Origin of the sequence: Rhizobium sp. AC44/96 (assembly GCF_001692185.1) — a bacterium.
Taxonomy (GTDB): domain Bacteria; phylum Pseudomonadota; class Alphaproteobacteria; order Rhizobiales; family Rhizobiaceae; genus Rhizobium.
Genome location: NZ_LXKO01000014.1, coordinates 86,215 through 103,242 on the forward strand (window position 1 = coordinate 86,215; position 17,028 = coordinate 103,242).

A 17,028-nucleotide genomic window follows, 5' to 3' on the forward strand; every position below is an offset into this window, starting at 1 on the left:
GAAGAAAGGCTCCAGATGGCACGCTTGACAATCAAGGGCGTCTCCAAAACCTTCGGCTCGTCTTTCGCAGTGAAGGACTTTTCACTCGACGTCGAAGATGGCGAACTCGTTTGCCTGCTTGGCCCTTCCGGCTCCGGCAAGTCCACTCTTCTGCGCATGATCGGTGGTTTCGAACGCCCAAGCGGCGGATCGATCATGATCGATGCCAAGGACGTCACCCTGCTGCCGCCGGAGAAGCGGCCGACCGGAATGGTTTTCCAGAGCCATGCGCTCTGGACGCACATTGATGTCTTTAACAACATTGCCTTTGGTCTGAAGCTGCGTCGTCTGGCGAAGACGGAGATCCGCGAGCGCGTCGAGGATGCGCTGACGCTGGTTGGTCTTGCCAACTACGGAAAAAGAATGACGAACCAGCTTTCCGGCGGACAGCAGCAGCGTGTGGCGCTGGCGCGATCCCTGGTGCTGGAGCCGAAGATCCTGCTTCTGGACGAACCTTTCGCCAGCCTCGACCAACATTTGCGCGAGCTGTTGCGCGAGGAGGTGAAGGACATTCAGCAGCGTCTGGGGATCACGACGCTTTTCGTGACCCACGGTCAGGACGAAGCGCTGGCCCTGGCCGACCGCATCGTCGTGATGCGCGATGGCGGTACCGAACAGGTCGCGCCTCCCGACGTCATCTATCGCGAACCGCAGACCGAGTTTGTTGCGGGCTTTATCGGCTCGATGAACTTCGTGCGCGCGACGGTGAGAAATGGCGTCAGCGACCATAAGCATGAAGGCTTCAGGGTCGCGGTACCGGTTGCCGATGGCGACGTGGCGATTGCCTGCCGCCCGGAAGCACTTGTTCTTGAGCCAGCGCAGGGCCCACACGCCGGCGTTGTTCACCGGAGCATCGATTTCGGCACGCACAAGCTTGTCGACGTCGACCTTCCGGATGGTACGCGACTGAAGGCGATGACATCTCCTGCGGTGACCTGGCAAAAGGGAAGCCGCGTCGAGGCGACCGCATCGGCCTATTTCGCATTCCGTGATAACACGCTCGTCCATCGGTCAGCCGATGGTGCTGCCAATACAGAGACAAGGATTGTTGGGCATGCTTGAGCAGGCGGGCGTATCGATCGAGGCAAACGGTCATCGGACACTCTTGAAATGGCATCGCGGTCATCGCTTTGGCGGGGATGTCTCCTTCACCCGCGAGCGCATCGCGCAAGGCATGGCCTGCGGGGCGAGTGTCGAGATCGATCTCGTGCGCTTTGCAGATGCGGGTTTTGCTGTCCTCCACGACGAAACGCTGGATCGGGCGACCACCGGGCAGGGGCCGGTCTTGGCTGCGACGGCATACTATCTGCGCTCTCTTCGCCTGCGCGATCATCAGGGGGCGGAGACCGGCCATCCGATCATGCTGATCGATGATCTCGGGCGACTGCTGGAGGAAAGCGCGCAGGCCGCCGGCGCTGTCTTGCAGCTTGATCTCAAGGAGCGTTCAGCCGACATCCGCGATGCCGACATTGCCGCCTTTGCCGAAGCCATCGCACCGGTTGCGCGATCGGTGATCCTGTCCGGTGGCGATGCGGTCGCCGTCGAGCGTTTGTCGCGGGCCGTGCCTGACATGCCGATCGGGTATGATCCCTGCCACGAGGGGGCGATGGAGCGGTTGATGGAAAGCCATGATTTCGAGGGGTTTGTCACCACGGCGCTCGTCGCATCGCCACGCGCGGAAATGATCTATCTTCACCACAAGCTCGTGCTCTTTGCCGATAGCATGGGTTTCGATCTGATCAACGCCTTTCATGCAGAAGGCCGCCGGATTGACGCCTATACGATCAACAAGGCGATCCCCGGCGTGGAGCCTGATGTCCTGCGCCTGCTCGCCTTGAAGGCCGACCAGATCACCACGGATGACCCGGTCGGCCTGCAACGGCTTCTGGCCGACAAATTGTCTATTTGAAGCCTTCGATCAGCCAACCATGGACCGCAGCATTCGCTGCGACAATATCTCCGTTGGCCGTCACCGGTTCGCCGGAGAAAGCCGAGACGGTTCCACCGGCTTCCCGGACTAGCAGCGCCGAAGCACCGTAGTCGTGCAAGGAAAGTCCATCCTCGAAGAAGCCGTCAAGGCGCCCGCAGGCGACATAGGCGATCGAGAGTGCGGCCGATCCCAATCGCCGTACTCCGGCCGTCTCGGCCATCAGCCTCTGCAGGGCGACAAAGTAGCGGTCCTGCGTGACAGCCTTCACCTGACCGGGGATGGGCAGGCCCGCACCGATCAGAACATTCTGGATGTCGGCATTGTCGACGCAATGTATCTGTTCGCCGTTGAGGTAAGCCCCGCCGCCGACCTCGGCGCTGAAAAGCTCGTCCTGCATCGCGTCATAGACAACGCCGGCAACCAGTTTTCCTGACTCGACGATCGAAATCGTCATGCCGAAATGCGGGATACCCCAGGCGAAATTGGTCGTGCCGTCGATCGGGTCGATGTAGATGATCGGGGTATCAGGATCCGCCTGACGATTGCCGACAGCCTCTTCGCCCTGAATGGCGTAGGATGGAAAGGCTGTGACCATTTCCTCGACGATAATGTGCTCCACGGCGACATCCATCTCGGTCTGGTAATCGCGCGGTGCCTTAGCCAGTATCTCGTGGATGCGGCGACGCTTCAGAGATGCGCGCGCCGTCTCCCCGGCCTTCAAAACCGCTTTCGCAAGAGTGACGAGGCGCGGCGATGCCGTCGGAGAAACGCGGCTGGAAATATCGGTGTATGTCATGGAAAATACTGAAAAACCTCGAGTCACGTAGCTGTCGCCCACCCATCGCAAAAGCGGGTAACACTTTTGTGACGAGAGATCTGATTATCGCGGTTGGGCTGAAATGGACCGCCTACGCGCGGCTGAAGCTCTTAAATTCCTGACCCGTCGAGTTCCTCGGCGTCCTCTCCTTCCCAGGGGGATGGCATCGAAGAGCGACTGAGGTTGGCCGAAGGCATCGGCATCCAACACTTCAATTCCGGTTCGGCATATTCGATGATGCGGCCGGGCGAGGAATCGGAGGCACGCCATCCTCCCGCGCCGAACCGATCGGCATTCGACCAATATGCGAGGTCAACTTCTGCGGCCCCCTGTTCGGATGGGTGGATCGTAACGAGGATCCGACTGCCGTCTTTCGGAGCGCTTGCCATGTGGCGCCAGCGGTCTGGCTCGTCCATCATTTTTCCTCCTGCCTTGCTGTCGGTCACAACTGTCGTCCCACGGTCGAAAACCGTCAACTGAAACCTTGCGCTAGGCCGCCCCGATTGGAGAATACAATCATTCTCGACACGACACGCGACACTGACGGTCTTGCCGAGGAGGGCAGCCTACCCAGGCTGTACCCTTCGGAGGGTGCGGTCGCTATGCCGAAGAGTTCGCGTCTTACGAAATCAAACCGCGTCGCGCTCTGTGCGCAGGTTGGACACCACGCGCCGGTTCTGCACCTTGCAGGAGCGGTTCGTGCAGTCGCGGACTTCGCGGTCGTTGCCATAGCCCTTGGCCCAGACACGATTGGGATCCACGCCCTTCGACACGAGGTAGGCCATGGCTGCATCCGCGCGTTTTTGCGACAGCGATGTCATCGTCGAAGCCGACCCGGAATCGTCGGCAAATCCCTGCAGCTTGACCAGCCATTGCGGGTTGTTGTTGAGCCAGAGAGCCTGCTTGTCCAACGTTGCCTTGGCAACGGGGTCGAGCGTGGCCGAATCCTGCGTGAAGTAGGTGCGCCGACCGACGTTCAGAATGAAGTCCTGTTCGCTGCCGGCCGCGACATTCTCGAAGCCGGGTGCCGGATCGTTCGTTTGCCCGGTCATGGGGGCAGGGCTGGGCTCTTCCACCTCGGCAAGTTCAGTGGTGCTGCAGGCGGCAAGTGTGAGAAGCATGGTCGCAGCGACAACCAGCCGCGAATATCCGGTTAAAGCAGACATCAGGGTGCTATTCCTCATTCGACCGGGTTGGCTTGGTTGATCTTGGCGGCACTTTCAGCCTGATCGGCAATGTGCGGCAGGACCTGTACCGCGGTGCCGATAGGGCAGCGCTGGTAGAGGTCGATCGCATCTTCGTTGAACATGCGGATGCAACCGCTGGAGGCATCTTTCCCGATGCTGCCGGGCTCCAGGGTGCCGTGGAAGCGATAACCCGTATCCACGCCGTCGCGAAGCAGATACATCGCACGCGGACCAAGTGGGTTCTTCGGCGAGCCGCCGTCGACCGAGACGGGCAGTTCGGGGTGGCGTTCACGCATCTCCGGTGGCGGCGTCCAGCGCGGCCACAGCGCCTTCTGGTCGATCGTGGCGCGGCCATACCATTTGAAGCCCTCGCGACCGACACCGACGCCATAGCGGATAGCGGTCTTGTTCTCCATGATCAGGTAGAGAAAGTGATGGGTGGTATCGACAACAACGGTGCCGATCGGCTCGCTGCTGAAGTATTTGACAACCTGGCGCTGCCACTTCCTGTCGATCTTGGCGAAATTCGTGCTTCGGAACGTAACGCCATTGTCGACGCTGGTTCCTGAAAAATAGGACGCCGCCGCAGCGAAGACCGGTTCTTGAACGGCCATGGTACCAACCGAGGCCAAACTACCAAGCAATAAATCCCTGCGCGTCCACCCCATCGGCAATTTCCCCCAAAAGCCAAGCAGCGAAGCGTCATGTAAAACAGATTTTTTATTTGCCACAAGACTAAAATTGAACTGTGCGCTGGTGGAACGGTCGACCACGCTCTCGACACGGCGTCATGCCCGGTCCGCAAAGCAGTCATTCTCTCCAGAACCTTCATCATTGCGAGGTCCTGTTGCGAACCGCGGGCGCCGAGACCTGTCGCGAACAGCCAATTCCTCCCGCCGGCACCTCTCCAAAATGTAATAGTTTTTCGCTGGCTCCAACGTCATCTTACGTATAAGTAAGCTTTAATTTAGCTTTACTTGGTCAAATGAAATGAATGATGACACAGCATTAGCCGCGCAGGCGAAGCTTCTTGCCCTCCTGGCAAATGAAAAGCGTCTTCTCATCGCCTCGCATATTCTCGATGAGGAAATGAGCGTCAACGAACTCGCGGAAAAGGTCGGGCTCTCGCAATCAGCTCTTTCCCAGCACCTCGCGAAGTTTCGTGCTGCAAAGGCTGTCACCACCCGACGCGATGCTCAAACCGTGTACTATTCGACGTCGCACGAAGGCGTTCAAAAAATCCTCGAAGTGCTTGAGCAGCTGTTTGAACGGAAGACAGCGACCAAGATGGGAAAATCAATATAACTTCTGGATGTCAGGCACTTGCCTGAATTAGCAACTTGCGATGAACATCACGCCAAGGCATGCTCAGTACGCGGCTGGGAGGTGCAACGGTGCCAGACACAGAAAGCTTATTTGCCACCCAGATCTCCGGTGATCGGATGCCCGATACCGGCCTGTTCACCTGGGATATGAACGACGATCTCGTCTACGCAGATAGCGCACTGGCCGAACTATTCGGTCTCGACCCAACCGAGACCGAAAGGGGGTTGCCAGTGCAGACCTATCTTGACCGGGTGCATCCCGACGACGTTGCCGCACTGGCGAAACAGATCAGTGATGCCATCATCGCTCAGCACCCAACTGTCCAACACTATCGGTCACAAAAGGCAGATGGCTCCTATGTTCGCGTTTCCGCGTTCGGAAGATGCTTTCGGGACCGTGAAGACAATCCCATCCACTACGCCGGAATCGTTGTGCCTGCCGAAACGTTCAGTGCGGGATCCAGCCACTGAAAAGCGACTGCGCGAGCCGTCACATACCCCCAGCCGCTGTCTGTGGCCCTTCTGGCGTTCTCGACGCGTCTTTGCCGCACCCACCGCATAAGGATGGCCGCCGCTATTGCTCCCATTCGCAAAAGTCTTGTCGGCCGGAATACGGCGTGACTTTCGGCAAATACGAGCTCAGCGAGCCAAGACCCGGGCAACTTTCGCTCCACCGAGGACATGTAACAGGTCCCAGATCCCGAGCTAAGTGAAATGGCTCGCTTCGCCAGGAGCGTCAAGCCTCCCCGATATGAACGTCGCGCGGCAGGCTGGAGAGAATCTCGGGTCCGTCCTCGCGGAGGATCACGATATCTTCAAGCCGAATCCCGAAGCGGCCGGGAATGTAGATCCCGGGCTCGATCGAAAACACCATGCCTTCTTCCAGCACCGTTTCCGAGGTCGCGGTGATATAAGGAGGTTCGTGGCCGTCGATGCCCATGCCATGGCCGGTGCGATGGACGAAATACTCGCCATAGCCAGCATCGGTGATGACGCCGCGCGCAGCCGCATCAACCTCTTTCGCCTTCACACCCGGGCGCGCCGCCTGCAACGCCGCCTGGACCGCCTTCTCCACGATGGAATGGATCTGGCCGTAGCCTTCCGGCGGTTGCCCGACCACTGCCATGCGCGTTATGTCGGAGGGAAAGCCATGCTTGCGCCCGCCGATATCGATGACGACAGCATCACCTTCCTCAATCACGCGATCGCTGGTGGCGTGGTGCGGGAACGCGCCGTTGCCACCTGCACCGACGATCCAGAACTGGGGAGAGGCACCTTCCGACGAGAAATGCCCCTTGATGATATCGGCAAGTTCGAGCTCCGTCATTCCTGCCTTTACCGTACTGAAAGCCTTCAGCACGGCGCGGTCGGCGATACCTGCGTTCATCTTGAGCTTCTGATATTCCGCCGAATCCTTGCGCATGCGCAGGGCGCCGAGTGTCTCCGGGGTGAAGGACTTGCGCGTGTCAGCGGGCAGTGCATCGATGAGCAGGAGTGCGAAATCGGTGCGCATCGTTTCGTCGAGCACCACGAGGCCCGGCGCAGTGGCGTCGATGGCCGCCAGCGCTTCCTTCAGTGCTGCCTCAGGGCCCGTATCGTCGGCCCAGGTGTGGAATGCAATATCGGTGCATTCGCGTGAGCCTTCAGCGTTGAGAACCGGCATCAGGAATGCTTCCTTCACTGGGGCGATCAACAACAGGCAGGGCCGTTCATCGGGATGCGGGTGGAAGCCGAGCACCCAGTCCATATGGGAACCAGGCCCGATGGCGATGAGGCCGCTGCCGGTGGCAGCCATCCGTTCGCGGAGTGCGGCCAGGCGTCTGGTGACCTGTTCTGACATGTTTTCTCCCTTCGAGATCAATTGCGGTTTGGGCAGACCTCTCCCCGCAAAGGGAGGGCAAGTCCGATATTGTTTTGTCGCTCAACACTGCCTGGCGACTTGGGCCGAGGTCGCGGGGTAATGCCCTCCCCCCGTCGACGGACGGTTGGGTGCTGTCCGTTAGTCCGCAACGACAATTCGGCTCCCGAAGACAGGATCACTGGGTGCAAAGGCGTTGAACCGTGCGATCTCTTCCTCGCTGGGCGACTCGCAGGACCACTTGCGGCTTGGTACCCAGCCGCACTGACGCTTGAGAATGGCGGCATATTCGGCGCGCTTCAGTGCAGCGATCGAGGGGTCGATCACGGGCACGCCGAGTTCGCGCTCAAGCTCCTTGTAGAAGCCAATCTCCATGGTGCAGCCGAGAATGAGCGACTCCGCACCTCCTTCCTCCACGGCCCTGCGACCGGCAGCGAGCAGGCGGCGATTGGTTTCGGCGTGATCTTTCTGGAAGTCGTCGACGCCGAGGCCGACTTCGTAGAAGCCGGCGAGGCGTTCTTCGTGACCATATTCCACCACGTTCCGCTTCATCTGGTTGATCCATTTACGGCGGCCGACGATTATGCCGAAACGGTTGGAGAGGCTGGCCGCGATCTCGCATGAGGAATTGCAGGGAGCGGTGATGATCATGTCGCCGGAGATCTCCCGGGCATCATGCATGGCGGTATCGTAGAAGCAGCCGATGGCAAGCGCATCGAAACCTTCTTCGGCGGCGGTTCGGACGGCACGCATGATGCCGCGGGTCACCAGCGCCTCATAGGTGCGGAACTCGATATGCGAGAAGCCGTAGTGTTCGCGGGGCAGGGCGGTGACATGAACCTCGGTGCCCGGCAGCTTGTGGTCCCGGGCCATGTCGGCAAAGATCTGGTCGACGACGGGATCGTCTGCGACCGGGTTGAGATACATGATCTTGATCGGCTTCGTCATGGTGTGTCTCCTCAATTGCTGCCGTCGGCGGTCCGCACGACGATCTTTCCGCACTGGCTGTTGCCCAGCATGTGGTGGTAGGCCTCGCGGGTCTCCTCAAGGCTGAAGACCTTGTCGATGATCGGCCGGAACCGGCCTTCGCGAATATTGCGCATGACGAAGGCGATACCCTCAGCCAACTCGCCGGGGAACATCACGTGGTTGAACATCGAATAGGGATGGAAGGTCGCCTTCACTCGAGTGAGCGGCAGGATGGGGATGATGGGATCCTGATCTTCGAGCTGCCCGTAGTTGAGGACTTTCGCTTCCCAGTTCAGCCCGTTGCAATAATCGAGCGAGAACGACCCGCTGACGGGATCAAAGACGAGATCGGCGCCCTTGCCATCCGTAGCGACGCGGATCTCAGGCGAGAAGTCGACACCTTTTTTGGTGACGATGACATGGTCGGCGCCGACACTGCGCAGGAAATCCACCTTGGATGGCTGGCGCGTCGTGGCAATCGCCATCGCGCCGACCGCCTTGGCGGTGTGGATCGCGCCGATACCGGCGCTCGAGGCTGCGGCTACGATGACGGCCGACTTGCCGGTCGAAAGTTTGCCCACGCTCACCAGCGCATAATAGGCGGTGAGATATTGCATCCAGACCGAACAGGCCTCCTCGGCGGAGAAATTGCCGGGCCAGGGCGCGAGATAGCCTTCCGGTACGATGGCGAATTCTCCCTGCACGCCGTGCCGCTCGGACTGTGTGGTGTAGAAGGGAACGGTCGAGGCGCGGTCGCCGACCTTGACCCGCGTAACGCCGGGGCCGATGGCGTCGATGATGCCGGACGCCTCCGAACCGATGCGCGACGGGAGCTTCAGCTCCGTATAATGCTGACCGGTGATGTAGAGAATATCGGCGCGATTGAGCGCGAAGGCCTGAATTTTCAGACGAACCTCACCGAGCCCTGGCTCGGCAAGCGGCACGTCGCGCACCGTCAGGTGTTCGGGGCCCCCCAGCTTTTCGACATGAACGACTTTCGGCATCGCGCAACTCCTCCGGCGATGAAGGGAACGACAACCCCGCGGCGGCCAGTGAGGCCGCCCGTTTGAGCGGGGTTGTGCTTGTTTCGTGCGCCGGTCAGGCCTTCACGCCATAGACCGCGGCGGCGTGCTCGGCCGTGAGATAGCCATTCTTCACGTCCTCGCGGACCAGAGCGGGATCGCGATCCCTGGGATTGCCCATGCCGCCGCCGGCACCGGTCATGATCCGGATGACGTCATCCTTGTCGACGCGGATGCCGGAGCCGAAGGCATAGCGCTCCGATGTGCCGTCGGTGCGCATCACCACCGCGTGGTTGGACGAGCCTTCATTGCCGCCATCAAGCGACCAGGGCAGGATCTTCGACCGAGTATAGCCGAGCGTCAGGAAGGAATTGTCACGACGGATGCGATAGTCCATCCGGATGCCGCGGCCGCCGCGCCACTGGCCTTCGCCACCCGGATCCGTGTTGAGTTCCATCCGATCGACGAAGAGGCCGTTGCGGGCTTCGGATATTTCCGCGGGGCAATTGTAGGTCTCGCCGTGCACCGCCGAGAAGATGGCGCTGTTGCCGTCCTGGCCGGTGCTGGCTCCCCAACCGCCGATCTGTGGCTCGATGATCGTATATTGACGGCCGGTATCGGGGTGGATGCCGCCGATGAAGGTGCCGGCGATCGAGGAGAAGTGGCCGGCGGGCAGCTTCTCCGGAATATGTGGCGCAAGGCAGCGCCAGACCAGGTCGTTGCCGCGAATGCCGATCTCGTAATAGAAGCCGACCGCTGCCGGTTCCCTGGCGTGGAAGGTGGTGCCCTCGGTTGTCAGTACCTTGAGAGGACGGAACGAGCCTTCGTTGGCCGGCGAATCCGGGGAGGTCAGCGCCTTGAAGATGACCTGCATCGAAACCAGCGTGTCGTCATAGCCGGCATTCGACGGGCCATCGTCCTGCTCGGGATTGTCGCGCAGGTCGATGATGAACTCGGTGTCCGAAATGGTCACCTTGACGTTGAAGAAGCGACCGTCGTCCTGCTCCTCCGTCAGTTCAAAGGTGCCATGCGGCAACGTCGCGAGTGCTGCGAGTGCGATCTTCTCGCCGTGATCCATGAAGCCGGCCATGGCGGCCTCGAAGGTCGCCACGCCATACTTGGTGGCGAGGTCGACGAGGCGCTTGGAACCGATGCGAACGGCGGCGATTGCCGCCCAGAGGTCGCCTTCGAGGAAGTCAGGCATGCGGGAATTGACGGTAATGATGTCGAAAATACCCGGGATTGCGTTGCCACGCGAGATCATCTTGATCGCCGGCAGACGCAGGCCTTCCTGGAAGATTTCGGTCGCATCGGCCGAGAGCGAACCCGGTGACTTGCCGCCGACATCCGAATTGTGGGCGATATTGGCCGTCCAGGCGATGATGCGGCCCTCGGCAAAGACCGGCATGCAGACGACGAGGTCGTTGAGATGGGTCACGCCGCCATAATAGGGGTCGTTGGTGATGAAGACGTCGCCGGGCTCGATATCGCCGGGCTTCGAAAACTTTTCCAGGAGCACCTTCACAGACTTGTCGAGTACGCCGATGAAACCCGGGATGCCGGCGCCGGACGAGGCAAGCTGGCCCACGGCGTCGGTAATGCCCGTGCCCATGTCGAGCACTTCGTAGATGATCGAGCTCATCGCCGTCTTGCGCATCGCCGCGAACATTTCGTCGGCGGTTGCCTGAAGCGAGTTCTGGATGATTTCGAGCGTGATCGGATCGTGTGTTACCGTGCTCATGTCACGCCTCCCCGAGGTGGATGTGGATATTGCCGAAGCCGTCGACGGAGACGCGGTTTGCGGGATGGATAACAATGGTCGTGCCCGGATCCTCGATGACAGCCGGACCGGCCAGTTTCATGCCGGGCGCGAGTTTCTCGCCGTCGTAGATGGTCGCCTTGTGGATGCCCTCGAGTGCGTAATCGACGTCGCGCTCGCCCTTGACGGCAGAGGAGGCGTCTTCAGAACCCAGCGGCTTTTCCTGCATGGTCAGCTTTCCGACCTCTGCCGACGCGACGAGGTGGATGCCGACGAGCTCTACGGGTGCCTTGAGGCGATAGGTGTATTCGCGCTCATAGGTCTCATGGAATGCGGTCTCGATGTCGGCCAATGTCTGGTCGGTTATCGCGCCTTCCACGAGCACCTCGGTCGTGTGCTCCTGGTTCTGATAGCGGAACTTGCCGTAGCGCAGGAACTTGACCTTGGCGGGCTCGACGCCTTCGGCGCCGAATTGCGAGGTCGCCAGAGCTTCGGCTTCCGCAAAGACATTCTCGAGAACTGTCGCGTTGCCGGGATTGAGGTCGGCGAGCTTGGTAACGAAATAGTCACGGCGCAGGTCCGACATCATCATGCCCCAGGCCGAGAAGACCGAGGCACCAGCCGGCACGACGACCTTCTTGACGCCGAGCTCGGCGCCGAGTGCCGCCGCATGCATCGCGCCGCCGCCGCCGAAGGCGACCAACGTGAAGTCGCGCGGATCGTGGCCACGATTGAGCGAGACCAGTTTGAGGGCATTGACCATGTTGTTGTTGGCGATGCGGATGATGCCGCGCGCCACGTCTTCGTTGGAAACGCCGAGCTTTGCGCCGACGGACGACAGTGCCTTCTCGGTCGCTGCCATGTCGGCCACGACGGCACCACCGCAGAAGTAGTCGCGGTTGATGCGGCCGAGCCATAGATTGGCGTCCGTCGTCGTGGCGCTGGTGCCGCCGCGGCCATAAGCGGCCGGGCCGGGCATCGCGCCGGCCGATTGCGGGCCGACATGCAGCTTGGCGAAATCATCGACCCAGGCGATCGAGCCGCCGCCATTGCCGATCTCGACCAGATCCACGACCGGTACCATGATCGGGTAACCGGCCGACACCTTGTCACGCTCGATCCAGTAGTCGGTCATGATCCGGACCTTGCCGTCCTCGATCAGCGAGCATTTCGCCGTGGTACCGCCGATGTCGAGCGCCAGCACGTTCTTCTCGCCAATCAGCTTGCCGAGTTCGGCCGCACCCCAGAAACCGGAAGCCGGGCCGGATTCGACCATGGTAATCGGGATCTTCGAGACCGACTCGAGAGAGTCGACACCGCAGTTGGACTGCATGATGAAGAGGTTTCCGTCAAAACCCTTCTGCTGCAGACCCTCCTGGAGCCGGGTGAGGTAGCGCTCGGCAGCCGGCTGGACATAGGCCGAAAGAACCGCAGTGCTCGTGCGCTCGTATTCGCGCCATTCGCGGGTGATCTGGTGCGAGGAGACCACGGAGACGTCAGGCCAAAGCCTGTTCACCTCGGCCATTGTCGCCTGCTCATGCGCGGGGTTGGCATAGGAGTGCAGGAAGCAGATGGCGACAGCCTTGACGCCCTCGGCGCGGAAGTCGTCGAGGATCGCGGGCAACCCGGAGAGGTCGAGCGGCCTGACCTCTTCGCCATGATAGGTAAAACGACCGGGTAGTTCGCGGCGCAGGTAGCGCGGCACAAAGACTTCGGGCTTCCTATAATGCAGGTTGAAGAAATCGGGCCGGTTGCCGCGAGCGATTTCGAGCGAGTCCCGGAAACCTTCGGTGGTGAGCAGGCCGACCTTGACGCCCTTGCGCTCGGTCAGCGCGTTGATCACGACGGTCGTGCCGTGAGCTAGGAAGTCGACGGTAGCTGCTTCCACGCCGCCCTTTTCGAGCACGTTCAATACGCCTTGCTCGAAATTCGGCGGCGTCGTGTCGGATTTCGCGGTGATCACGCGGGATTCGCCCGTCGCGATGTCTGTCTCGAAGCAGACAAGATCGGTGAAGGTGCCGCCGACATCGGTGGCGACACGAATAGTCTTTGAACTCATGACCGCAACTCTCCCTTGATCCGTTCATGCAGCATCATGCAGGCAGCCGCCGGCAGCTTCAGCTGGTCGGCGGCCTTCACGCGCTCCTCGGTGAAGTAACCCTCCTCGTGGAGGCAATTGATCGTGCCGATGACCGCGCCGTCGACGATGATCGGGACATTGATGACGCTCTCTAGCCCAAGCGACAGGATGAGCGGGTGATCGTCGAAGACCTCGGCGATGTCGCCGATGGTGTTGGCGACGAAGGTCTGCTTGTTCTTGAGGGTGATCTCGGACCAGTGCGTCTCGTTATAGGGCTTGCTGCCGGAGACCGGGTAGACGTCCGGCATGCTCGAGTAGACACGCTCGGACTCTCCCTTGTCGGTATCACTCGTCATCACGGTAAAGAGCTTCACGCCGATGAGTTCACGGGCCATCGCCTCGAGGGCCGCAAAGGCCTTTCCGGGCTGATCGCCGCTCTCTCCCAGGGCTGCGACAAAATTCTGGTAATCAGGCATTTCCATTCTCCATGATGCGGTCACGCAGGACCGCTTCCTCCCGGCTCACGACCGGAACCGCGCCGATCAGCCGGCGGGTGTAACTATGTTGAGGGTTGGCGAAGAGCGCTTCCGTCTCTCCGATTTCGACCAGCTTGCCGCGTTCGAAGACGGCGACCCGGTCGGCAATGTTGCGCACCACCGAGAGGTCGTGCGTGATGAAGATGTAAGTCAGGCCACGCTTGTCCTTGAGCTCCTTGAGGAGCTTGAGCACACGAGCCTGAACGAGCACGTCGAGCGCAGAGGTCGGCTCGTCGAGCACGACCAGTTCCGACTGGCAGGCCAGTGCCCGCGCGATGGCCACGCGCTGTCGCTGCCCGCCCGAGAGCGCCGAGGGAGACCGTGTCCGGAACTCCTTCGGCAGGCCGACTTCCTCGAGCAGTTCCTCGGTGCGGCGGGCGCGGTCGGCCTTGTTGCCGATATCGTGGACATCGAGTGCCAGCCGAAGCGAGGCGCCGATCGACCGCCGCGGATTGAGCGAGGAGAGCGGGTTCTGCTGTACAAGCTGGATGGCGCGGCGATGCTGCTTCGAGCGCATCGTCGGCAGTGCATCGCCCTGGAAGGTCAGACTGCCAGACGTCGCGCCGTAGATGCCAAGAATGATATTTGCGATCGTCGACTTTCCGGAACCGGATTCTCCGACGATTGCAAGACACTCGCCCTTGGTGACGTCGAACGAGATCTTGTCCAGTGCCTGGACCTTGCGGCCATTGACCGCAAATTCCTTGGAGACATCGGAAACGGAGAGAAGCTTGGTCATGCGAGCAACTCCTTCTCGCTGGCGCCGGGGTGTGTGACGAGGGGCGCCAGGAAGGTGGCGGGGTCATCGTCGATATCGGGAATACCGCCGCCGGTGATACGCGGCACGGCCGAGAGCAGCGCGCGGGTATAGGGATGGAGCGGGTTGGCAAACAGCGTCTCCGTTGGGCCCTGTTCGACGACATTCCCCTTGTAGATGACATAGACGCGGTCGGCGAATTCGCGGACGACGCCGAGATTGTGGGAGATGAAGAGCACCGAGGTATGGTGTTTCTCGACCAGCTCGGACATCAGCTTCAGGGTCTGAGCCTGCACGGTCACGTCGAGGGCGGTGCCCGGCTCGTCGGCCAGCAGGAGCGCCGGGTTGTTCACCAGCGCCATTGCGATCATCACGCGCTGGTTCATGCCGCCCGAAAGCTGGAAGGCATAGGAGTCCAGCACGCGGTCCGGCTCGTTGATGGCAACATCGGCCAGCGCCGCGATTGCCTTCTGACGGGCCTGCTCGGCGGAGATGCCGGGTTCGGCGCGCTTGAGTACCTCGTGGAACTGCGTGAAGACAGGGTAGACAGGATTAAGCGACGAGGTTGGGTCCTGGAAGATCATCGACATTCGCGTGCCGCGCAGGGCATGCCGCGAGGCAGGCCTCAATGTTTCGAGATTGGTGCCCTCGAACTCCACCGAGCCGGAGATGCGCGCGCTTTTCAGCTGTTGCAGCATTCCGAGCACGATGCGGGCAGTAACGGACTTGCCGGAACCGGACTCGCCGACCAGCGCCACGCGCTCGCCCTTCTTGATATGGAGCGAGATGCCGTGCAGGACCTCGATCAGGCCGCGGTGGCTCTTGAACCCGAGCTTCAGGTTTTCGATGCGGAGTGTCGGTGTGCTCATTGATCGGCTCCCAGGATTTCGCGCAGCGCATCGCCAATCAGGTTGAAGCCGAAGACGGCGACGAGGATGGCGAAGCCAGGGAAAACGGTCAGCCACCAGCTGTCCGGCAGGTATTTCGCACCTTCCGCGACCATGGAGCCCAGGTCCGGCGTTGGCGGCTGCACGCCGAGGCCAAGAAATGAGAGCGAGGAGGCGATAAGGATGACGAAGCCGAAGTCGAGCGTCATCTTGGTTACGATCGACGGCACGCAGTTCGGGAGGATTTCGCGGAACATGATGTGCATCTTCGATGCGCCGATCACCTCGGCCGCGAGCACATAGCCTTCCTCCTTCTCCGAGCGGGCGATGTTATAGACGAGACGCGTATACCAGGGCCACCACATGACTGTGACCGCGATCATGCCATTCGTCAGCGTCGGTGAGAGCAAGCCCATCATCGACATGGCAAGCACGAGAGGAGGGATCGACAGGAAGACGTCGGTGATGCGCATCAGCACATATTCAGTCCAGCCGCCGAGATAGCCGGCCGCGAGCCCGATCGCGACACCGACCGGCACGGCAAGCGCAAGGACGACCACGCCGAGGATCAGCGAAATGCGATAGGCATAAATCACGCGGGTGAAGAGGTCGCGCCCCACAAGATCGGTGCCGAAGATGTTCGGCCAATGTGGCGGCTTGTTGAAATTGGCGAAGTCGACGACCGCGCCGACATGGGTCGGGAACGGAGTGATGAAATCCGCGAACAGGGCAGAGAGCACCACGATGGCGACCAGCACCAGGCCGATGAGTGAAAGCGGATTGCGCGCGAGGATCGAGAGCGTCTTCATGCCGATGCCCTCTGCGACAGGCGGATGCGCGGATTGATCACCGAGACCAGAAGGTCGACGATCAGGTTCATGATCAGGAACATGGCGGAAATGACGAGAACGGTGCCGACGATGGCGTTGAGATCCTTGCGCAGGATCACGGCCACGCCGTAGCGGGAGAGACCGGGCCAGGCATAGACGGCTTCGACAAGGAAGGCATTGCCCAGCATGGCGGCGAAATCGAGCCCGATGATAGTCAGCGACGGGATCAGCGAGGGTCGGAAGGCATAGCGTCTGGCGATGCGCTTTTCAGGAAAACCGTAAGCCTCGGCCATTTCGATGTAGGGCTTGTCGTAGGTCTCGACCATGTTGGAACGGACGAGCCGTGCTGCCTGGCCAATGCCTGACAATGCCAGGGCAAACGACGGCAGGATAAGGTGCCAGGCGGCGTCACCGAATGCTCTGAAATTGCCCGCAACCAGCGTATCGATCAGCATGAACCCGGTGACGGGCGGGATGGCGAACACATCCGAGATACGTCCGGCGATCGGAAAAATCCTGACGTAATAGGCAAAGACGAGCATCAGGATGACCGCCCAGACAAATCCGGGTGCGGAAACGCCCAGCAATGTAATCAACCGGACGGTATGATCGACCCAAGTGCCGCGATAGCGAGCGGCGATCACCCCGAGCGGCAGGCCGAGCACAACCATCATGATGCCGGAGACGATCACCAGTTCAAGCGTGGCCGGCAGGAACTGGGCAATGTCGAGCATGACAGGCCGGTTGGTATAGAGCGAGACGCCGAGATCGCCGCGAAACAGGTCTCCCAGGAAATAGGCATACTGCGTCAGGAAATTCTCGTTGAGATGCAGCCGGTCGCGAAGCGCGGCCACCGCCTCGACGGTCGCATTCGGCCCGAGCGCGATACGCGCCGGGTCGCCGGGGATCACCCGGGCAATGGCAAAGATCAGGAGGGATACACCGAACAGGACAATCAAAGATGTTCCAATTCGTGTTCCAAGCATGCGGACAACAGGTGGCATGCGTCTTTCTTTCGTTAGATTGGCTGAC

At 60.8% G+C, this 17,028-nt stretch carries 18 protein-coding genes; 4 read left to right on the forward strand and 14 right to left on the reverse strand.

Features of this window, described 5'->3' with window-relative positions; translation table 11 throughout:
* Window positions 1-15 precede the first annotated feature (15 nt).
* Window positions 16-1,101 (forward strand): ABC transporter ATP-binding protein, encoded by a 1,086-nt coding sequence (locus A6U87_RS13075; protein WP_065691698.1) that lies wholly within the window; start codon window positions 16-18, stop codon window positions 1,099-1,101.
* On the forward strand, window positions 1,094-1,948 hold the full coding sequence (locus A6U87_RS13080) for a glycerophosphodiester phosphodiesterase family protein (protein WP_065691699.1): 855 nt from the start codon (window positions 1,094-1,096) through the stop codon (window positions 1,946-1,948). The genes A6U87_RS13075 and A6U87_RS13080 overlap by 8 nt, the downstream gene beginning before the upstream one ends.
* Here the strand turns inward: A6U87_RS13080 and A6U87_RS13085 are convergent.
* The 4 genes from A6U87_RS13085 to A6U87_RS13100 form a co-directional block, all read right to left on the reverse strand.
* Window positions 1,941-2,765: an inositol monophosphatase family protein gene (locus tag A6U87_RS13085; protein WP_065691700.1), complete on the reverse strand. Its 825-nt coding sequence runs from the start codon at window positions 2,763-2,765 to the stop codon at window positions 1,941-1,943. The genes A6U87_RS13080 and A6U87_RS13085 overlap by 8 nt on opposite strands.
* 131 nt (window positions 2,766-2,896) lie before the next feature.
* Window positions 2,897-3,202, reverse strand: a complete 306-nt coding sequence (locus A6U87_RS13090; protein WP_065691701.1) for a hypothetical protein — start codon at window positions 3,200-3,202, stop codon at window positions 2,897-2,899.
* A gap of 213 nt (window positions 3,203-3,415) precedes the next feature.
* A complete protein-coding gene (locus tag A6U87_RS13095) occupies window positions 3,416-3,970 on the reverse strand; it encodes an OmpA family protein (protein ID WP_065691702.1) in 555 nt (184 codons plus the stop codon).
* Window positions 3,967-4,641, reverse strand: a complete 675-nt coding sequence (locus A6U87_RS13100; protein WP_065691703.1) for a L,D-transpeptidase — start codon at window positions 4,639-4,641, stop codon at window positions 3,967-3,969. Before A6U87_RS13100 ends, A6U87_RS13095 begins: the two co-directional genes overlap by 4 nt.
* Before the next feature lie 322 nt (window positions 4,642-4,963).
* On the opposite strand from A6U87_RS13100, the gene A6U87_RS13105 reads away from it, so the two are divergent.
* Window positions 4,964-5,278, forward strand: coding sequence for a metalloregulator ArsR/SmtB family transcription factor (locus tag A6U87_RS13105; RefSeq protein WP_065691704.1), 315 nt, complete (start codon window positions 4,964-4,966; stop codon window positions 5,276-5,278).
* A gap of 89 nt (window positions 5,279-5,367) precedes the next feature.
* Window positions 5,368-5,769: a PAS domain-containing protein gene (locus A6U87_RS13110; protein WP_083199437.1), complete on the forward strand. Its 402-nt coding sequence runs from the start codon at window positions 5,368-5,370 to the stop codon at window positions 5,767-5,769.
* A 265-nt stretch (window positions 5,770-6,034) separates the two neighbouring features.
* On the opposite strand, the gene A6U87_RS13115 is transcribed toward A6U87_RS13110, so the two are convergent.
* The 10 genes from A6U87_RS13115 to A6U87_RS13160 form a co-directional block, all read right to left on the reverse strand.
* Window positions 6,035-7,138, reverse strand: coding sequence for a Xaa-Pro peptidase family protein (locus A6U87_RS13115; protein WP_083199364.1), 1,104 nt, complete (start codon window positions 7,136-7,138; stop codon window positions 6,035-6,037).
* A 159-nt stretch (window positions 7,139-7,297) separates the two neighbouring features.
* Window positions 7,298-8,104 carry an aspartate/glutamate racemase family protein gene (locus tag A6U87_RS13120; protein WP_065691706.1) on the reverse strand — a complete coding sequence of 269 codons (807 nt, stop codon included), beginning with the start codon at window positions 8,102-8,104 and terminating at the stop codon, window positions 7,298-7,300.
* Between the two features lie 11 nt (window positions 8,105-8,115).
* Window positions 8,116-9,129, reverse strand: a complete 1,014-nt coding sequence (locus A6U87_RS13125) for a zinc-binding dehydrogenase (protein WP_065691707.1) — start codon at window positions 9,127-9,129, stop codon at window positions 8,116-8,118.
* Between the two features lie 94 nt (window positions 9,130-9,223).
* Window positions 9,224-10,888, reverse strand: a complete 1,665-nt coding sequence (locus A6U87_RS13130) for a hydantoinase B/oxoprolinase family protein (RefSeq protein ID WP_065691708.1) — start codon at window positions 10,886-10,888, stop codon at window positions 9,224-9,226.
* 1 nt (window position 10,889) lies between these two features.
* The gene (locus A6U87_RS13135) at window positions 10,890-12,965 is read right to left on the reverse strand and encodes a hydantoinase/oxoprolinase family protein (protein WP_065691709.1); all 2,076 of its coding nucleotides are present in this window, start codon (window positions 12,963-12,965) and stop codon (window positions 10,890-10,892) included.
* The gene (locus tag A6U87_RS13140) at window positions 12,962-13,462 is read right to left on the reverse strand and encodes a GAF domain-containing protein (protein WP_065691710.1); all 501 of its coding nucleotides are present in this window, start codon (window positions 13,460-13,462) and stop codon (window positions 12,962-12,964) included. The genes A6U87_RS13135 and A6U87_RS13140 overlap by 4 nt, the downstream gene beginning before the upstream one ends.
* The gene (locus A6U87_RS13145) at window positions 13,455-14,261 is read right to left on the reverse strand and encodes an ABC transporter ATP-binding protein (protein ID WP_065691711.1); all 807 of its coding nucleotides are present in this window, start codon (window positions 14,259-14,261) and stop codon (window positions 13,455-13,457) included. The genes A6U87_RS13140 and A6U87_RS13145 overlap by 8 nt, the downstream gene beginning before the upstream one ends.
* On the reverse strand, window positions 14,258-15,148 hold the full coding sequence (locus A6U87_RS13150) for an ABC transporter ATP-binding protein (protein WP_065691712.1): 891 nt from the start codon (window positions 15,146-15,148) through the stop codon (window positions 14,258-14,260). Before A6U87_RS13150 ends, A6U87_RS13145 begins: the two co-directional genes overlap by 4 nt.
* Window positions 15,145-15,975 carry an ABC transporter permease gene (locus A6U87_RS13155; protein ID WP_065691713.1) on the reverse strand — a complete coding sequence of 277 codons (831 nt, stop codon included), beginning with the start codon at window positions 15,973-15,975 and terminating at the stop codon, window positions 15,145-15,147. The genes A6U87_RS13150 and A6U87_RS13155 overlap by 4 nt, the downstream gene beginning before the upstream one ends.
* On the reverse strand, window positions 15,972-17,000 hold the full coding sequence (locus tag A6U87_RS13160) for an ABC transporter permease (protein ID WP_065691714.1): 1,029 nt from the start codon (window positions 16,998-17,000) through the stop codon (window positions 15,972-15,974). Before A6U87_RS13160 ends, A6U87_RS13155 begins: the two co-directional genes overlap by 4 nt.
* Window positions 17,001-17,028: the final 28 nt, after the last annotated feature.

Coding starts and splice junctions, on each gene's coding strand:
- A6U87_RS13075 (WP_065691698.1), top strand. CDS start 16: ATGGCACGCTTGACAATCAAGGGCGTCTCCAAAACCTTCGGCTCGTCT.
- A6U87_RS13080 (WP_065691699.1), top strand. CDS start 1,094: ATGCTTGAGCAGGCGGGCGTATCGATCGAGGCAAACGGTCATCGGACA.
- A6U87_RS13085 (WP_065691700.1), bottom strand. CDS start 2,765: ATGACATACACCGATATTTCCAGCCGCGTTTCTCCGACGGCATCGCCG.
- A6U87_RS13090 (WP_065691701.1), bottom strand. CDS start 3,202: ATGGACGAGCCAGACCGCTGGCGCCACATGGCAAGCGCTCCGAAAGAC.
- A6U87_RS13095 (WP_065691702.1), bottom strand. CDS start 3,970: ATGAGGAATAGCACCCTGATGTCTGCTTTAACCGGATATTCGCGGCTG.
- A6U87_RS13100 (WP_065691703.1), bottom strand. CDS start 4,641: ATGGGGTGGACGCGCAGGGATTTATTGCTTGGTAGTTTGGCCTCGGTT.
- A6U87_RS13105 (WP_065691704.1), top strand. CDS start 4,964: ATGAATGATGACACAGCATTAGCCGCGCAGGCGAAGCTTCTTGCCCTC.
- A6U87_RS13115 (WP_083199364.1), bottom strand. CDS start 7,138: ATGTCAGAACAGGTCACCAGACGCCTGGCCGCACTCCGCGAACGGATG.
- A6U87_RS13120 (WP_065691706.1), bottom strand. CDS start 8,104: ATGACGAAGCCGATCAAGATCATGTATCTCAACCCGGTCGCAGACGAT.
- A6U87_RS13125 (WP_065691707.1), bottom strand. CDS start 9,129: ATGCCGAAAGTCGTTCATGTCGAAAAGCTGGGGGGCCCCGAACACCTG.
- A6U87_RS13130 (WP_065691708.1), bottom strand. CDS start 10,888: ATGAGCACGGTAACACACGATCCGATCACGCTCGAAATCATCCAGAAC.
- A6U87_RS13135 (WP_065691709.1), bottom strand. CDS start 12,965: ATGAGTTCAAAGACTATTCGTGTCGCCACCGATGTCGGCGGCACCTTC.
- A6U87_RS13140 (WP_065691710.1), bottom strand. CDS start 13,462: ATGCCTGATTACCAGAATTTTGTCGCAGCCCTGGGAGAGAGCGGCGAT.
- A6U87_RS13145 (WP_065691711.1), bottom strand. CDS start 14,261: ATGACCAAGCTTCTCTCCGTTTCCGATGTCTCCAAGGAATTTGCGGTC.
- A6U87_RS13150 (WP_065691712.1), bottom strand. CDS start 15,148: ATGAGCACACCGACACTCCGCATCGAAAACCTGAAGCTCGGGTTCAAG.
- A6U87_RS13155 (WP_065691713.1), bottom strand. CDS start 15,975: ATGAAGACGCTCTCGATCCTCGCGCGCAATCCGCTTTCACTCATCGGC.
- A6U87_RS13160 (WP_065691714.1), bottom strand. CDS start 17,000: ATGCCACCTGTTGTCCGCATGCTTGGAACACGAATTGGAACATCTTTG.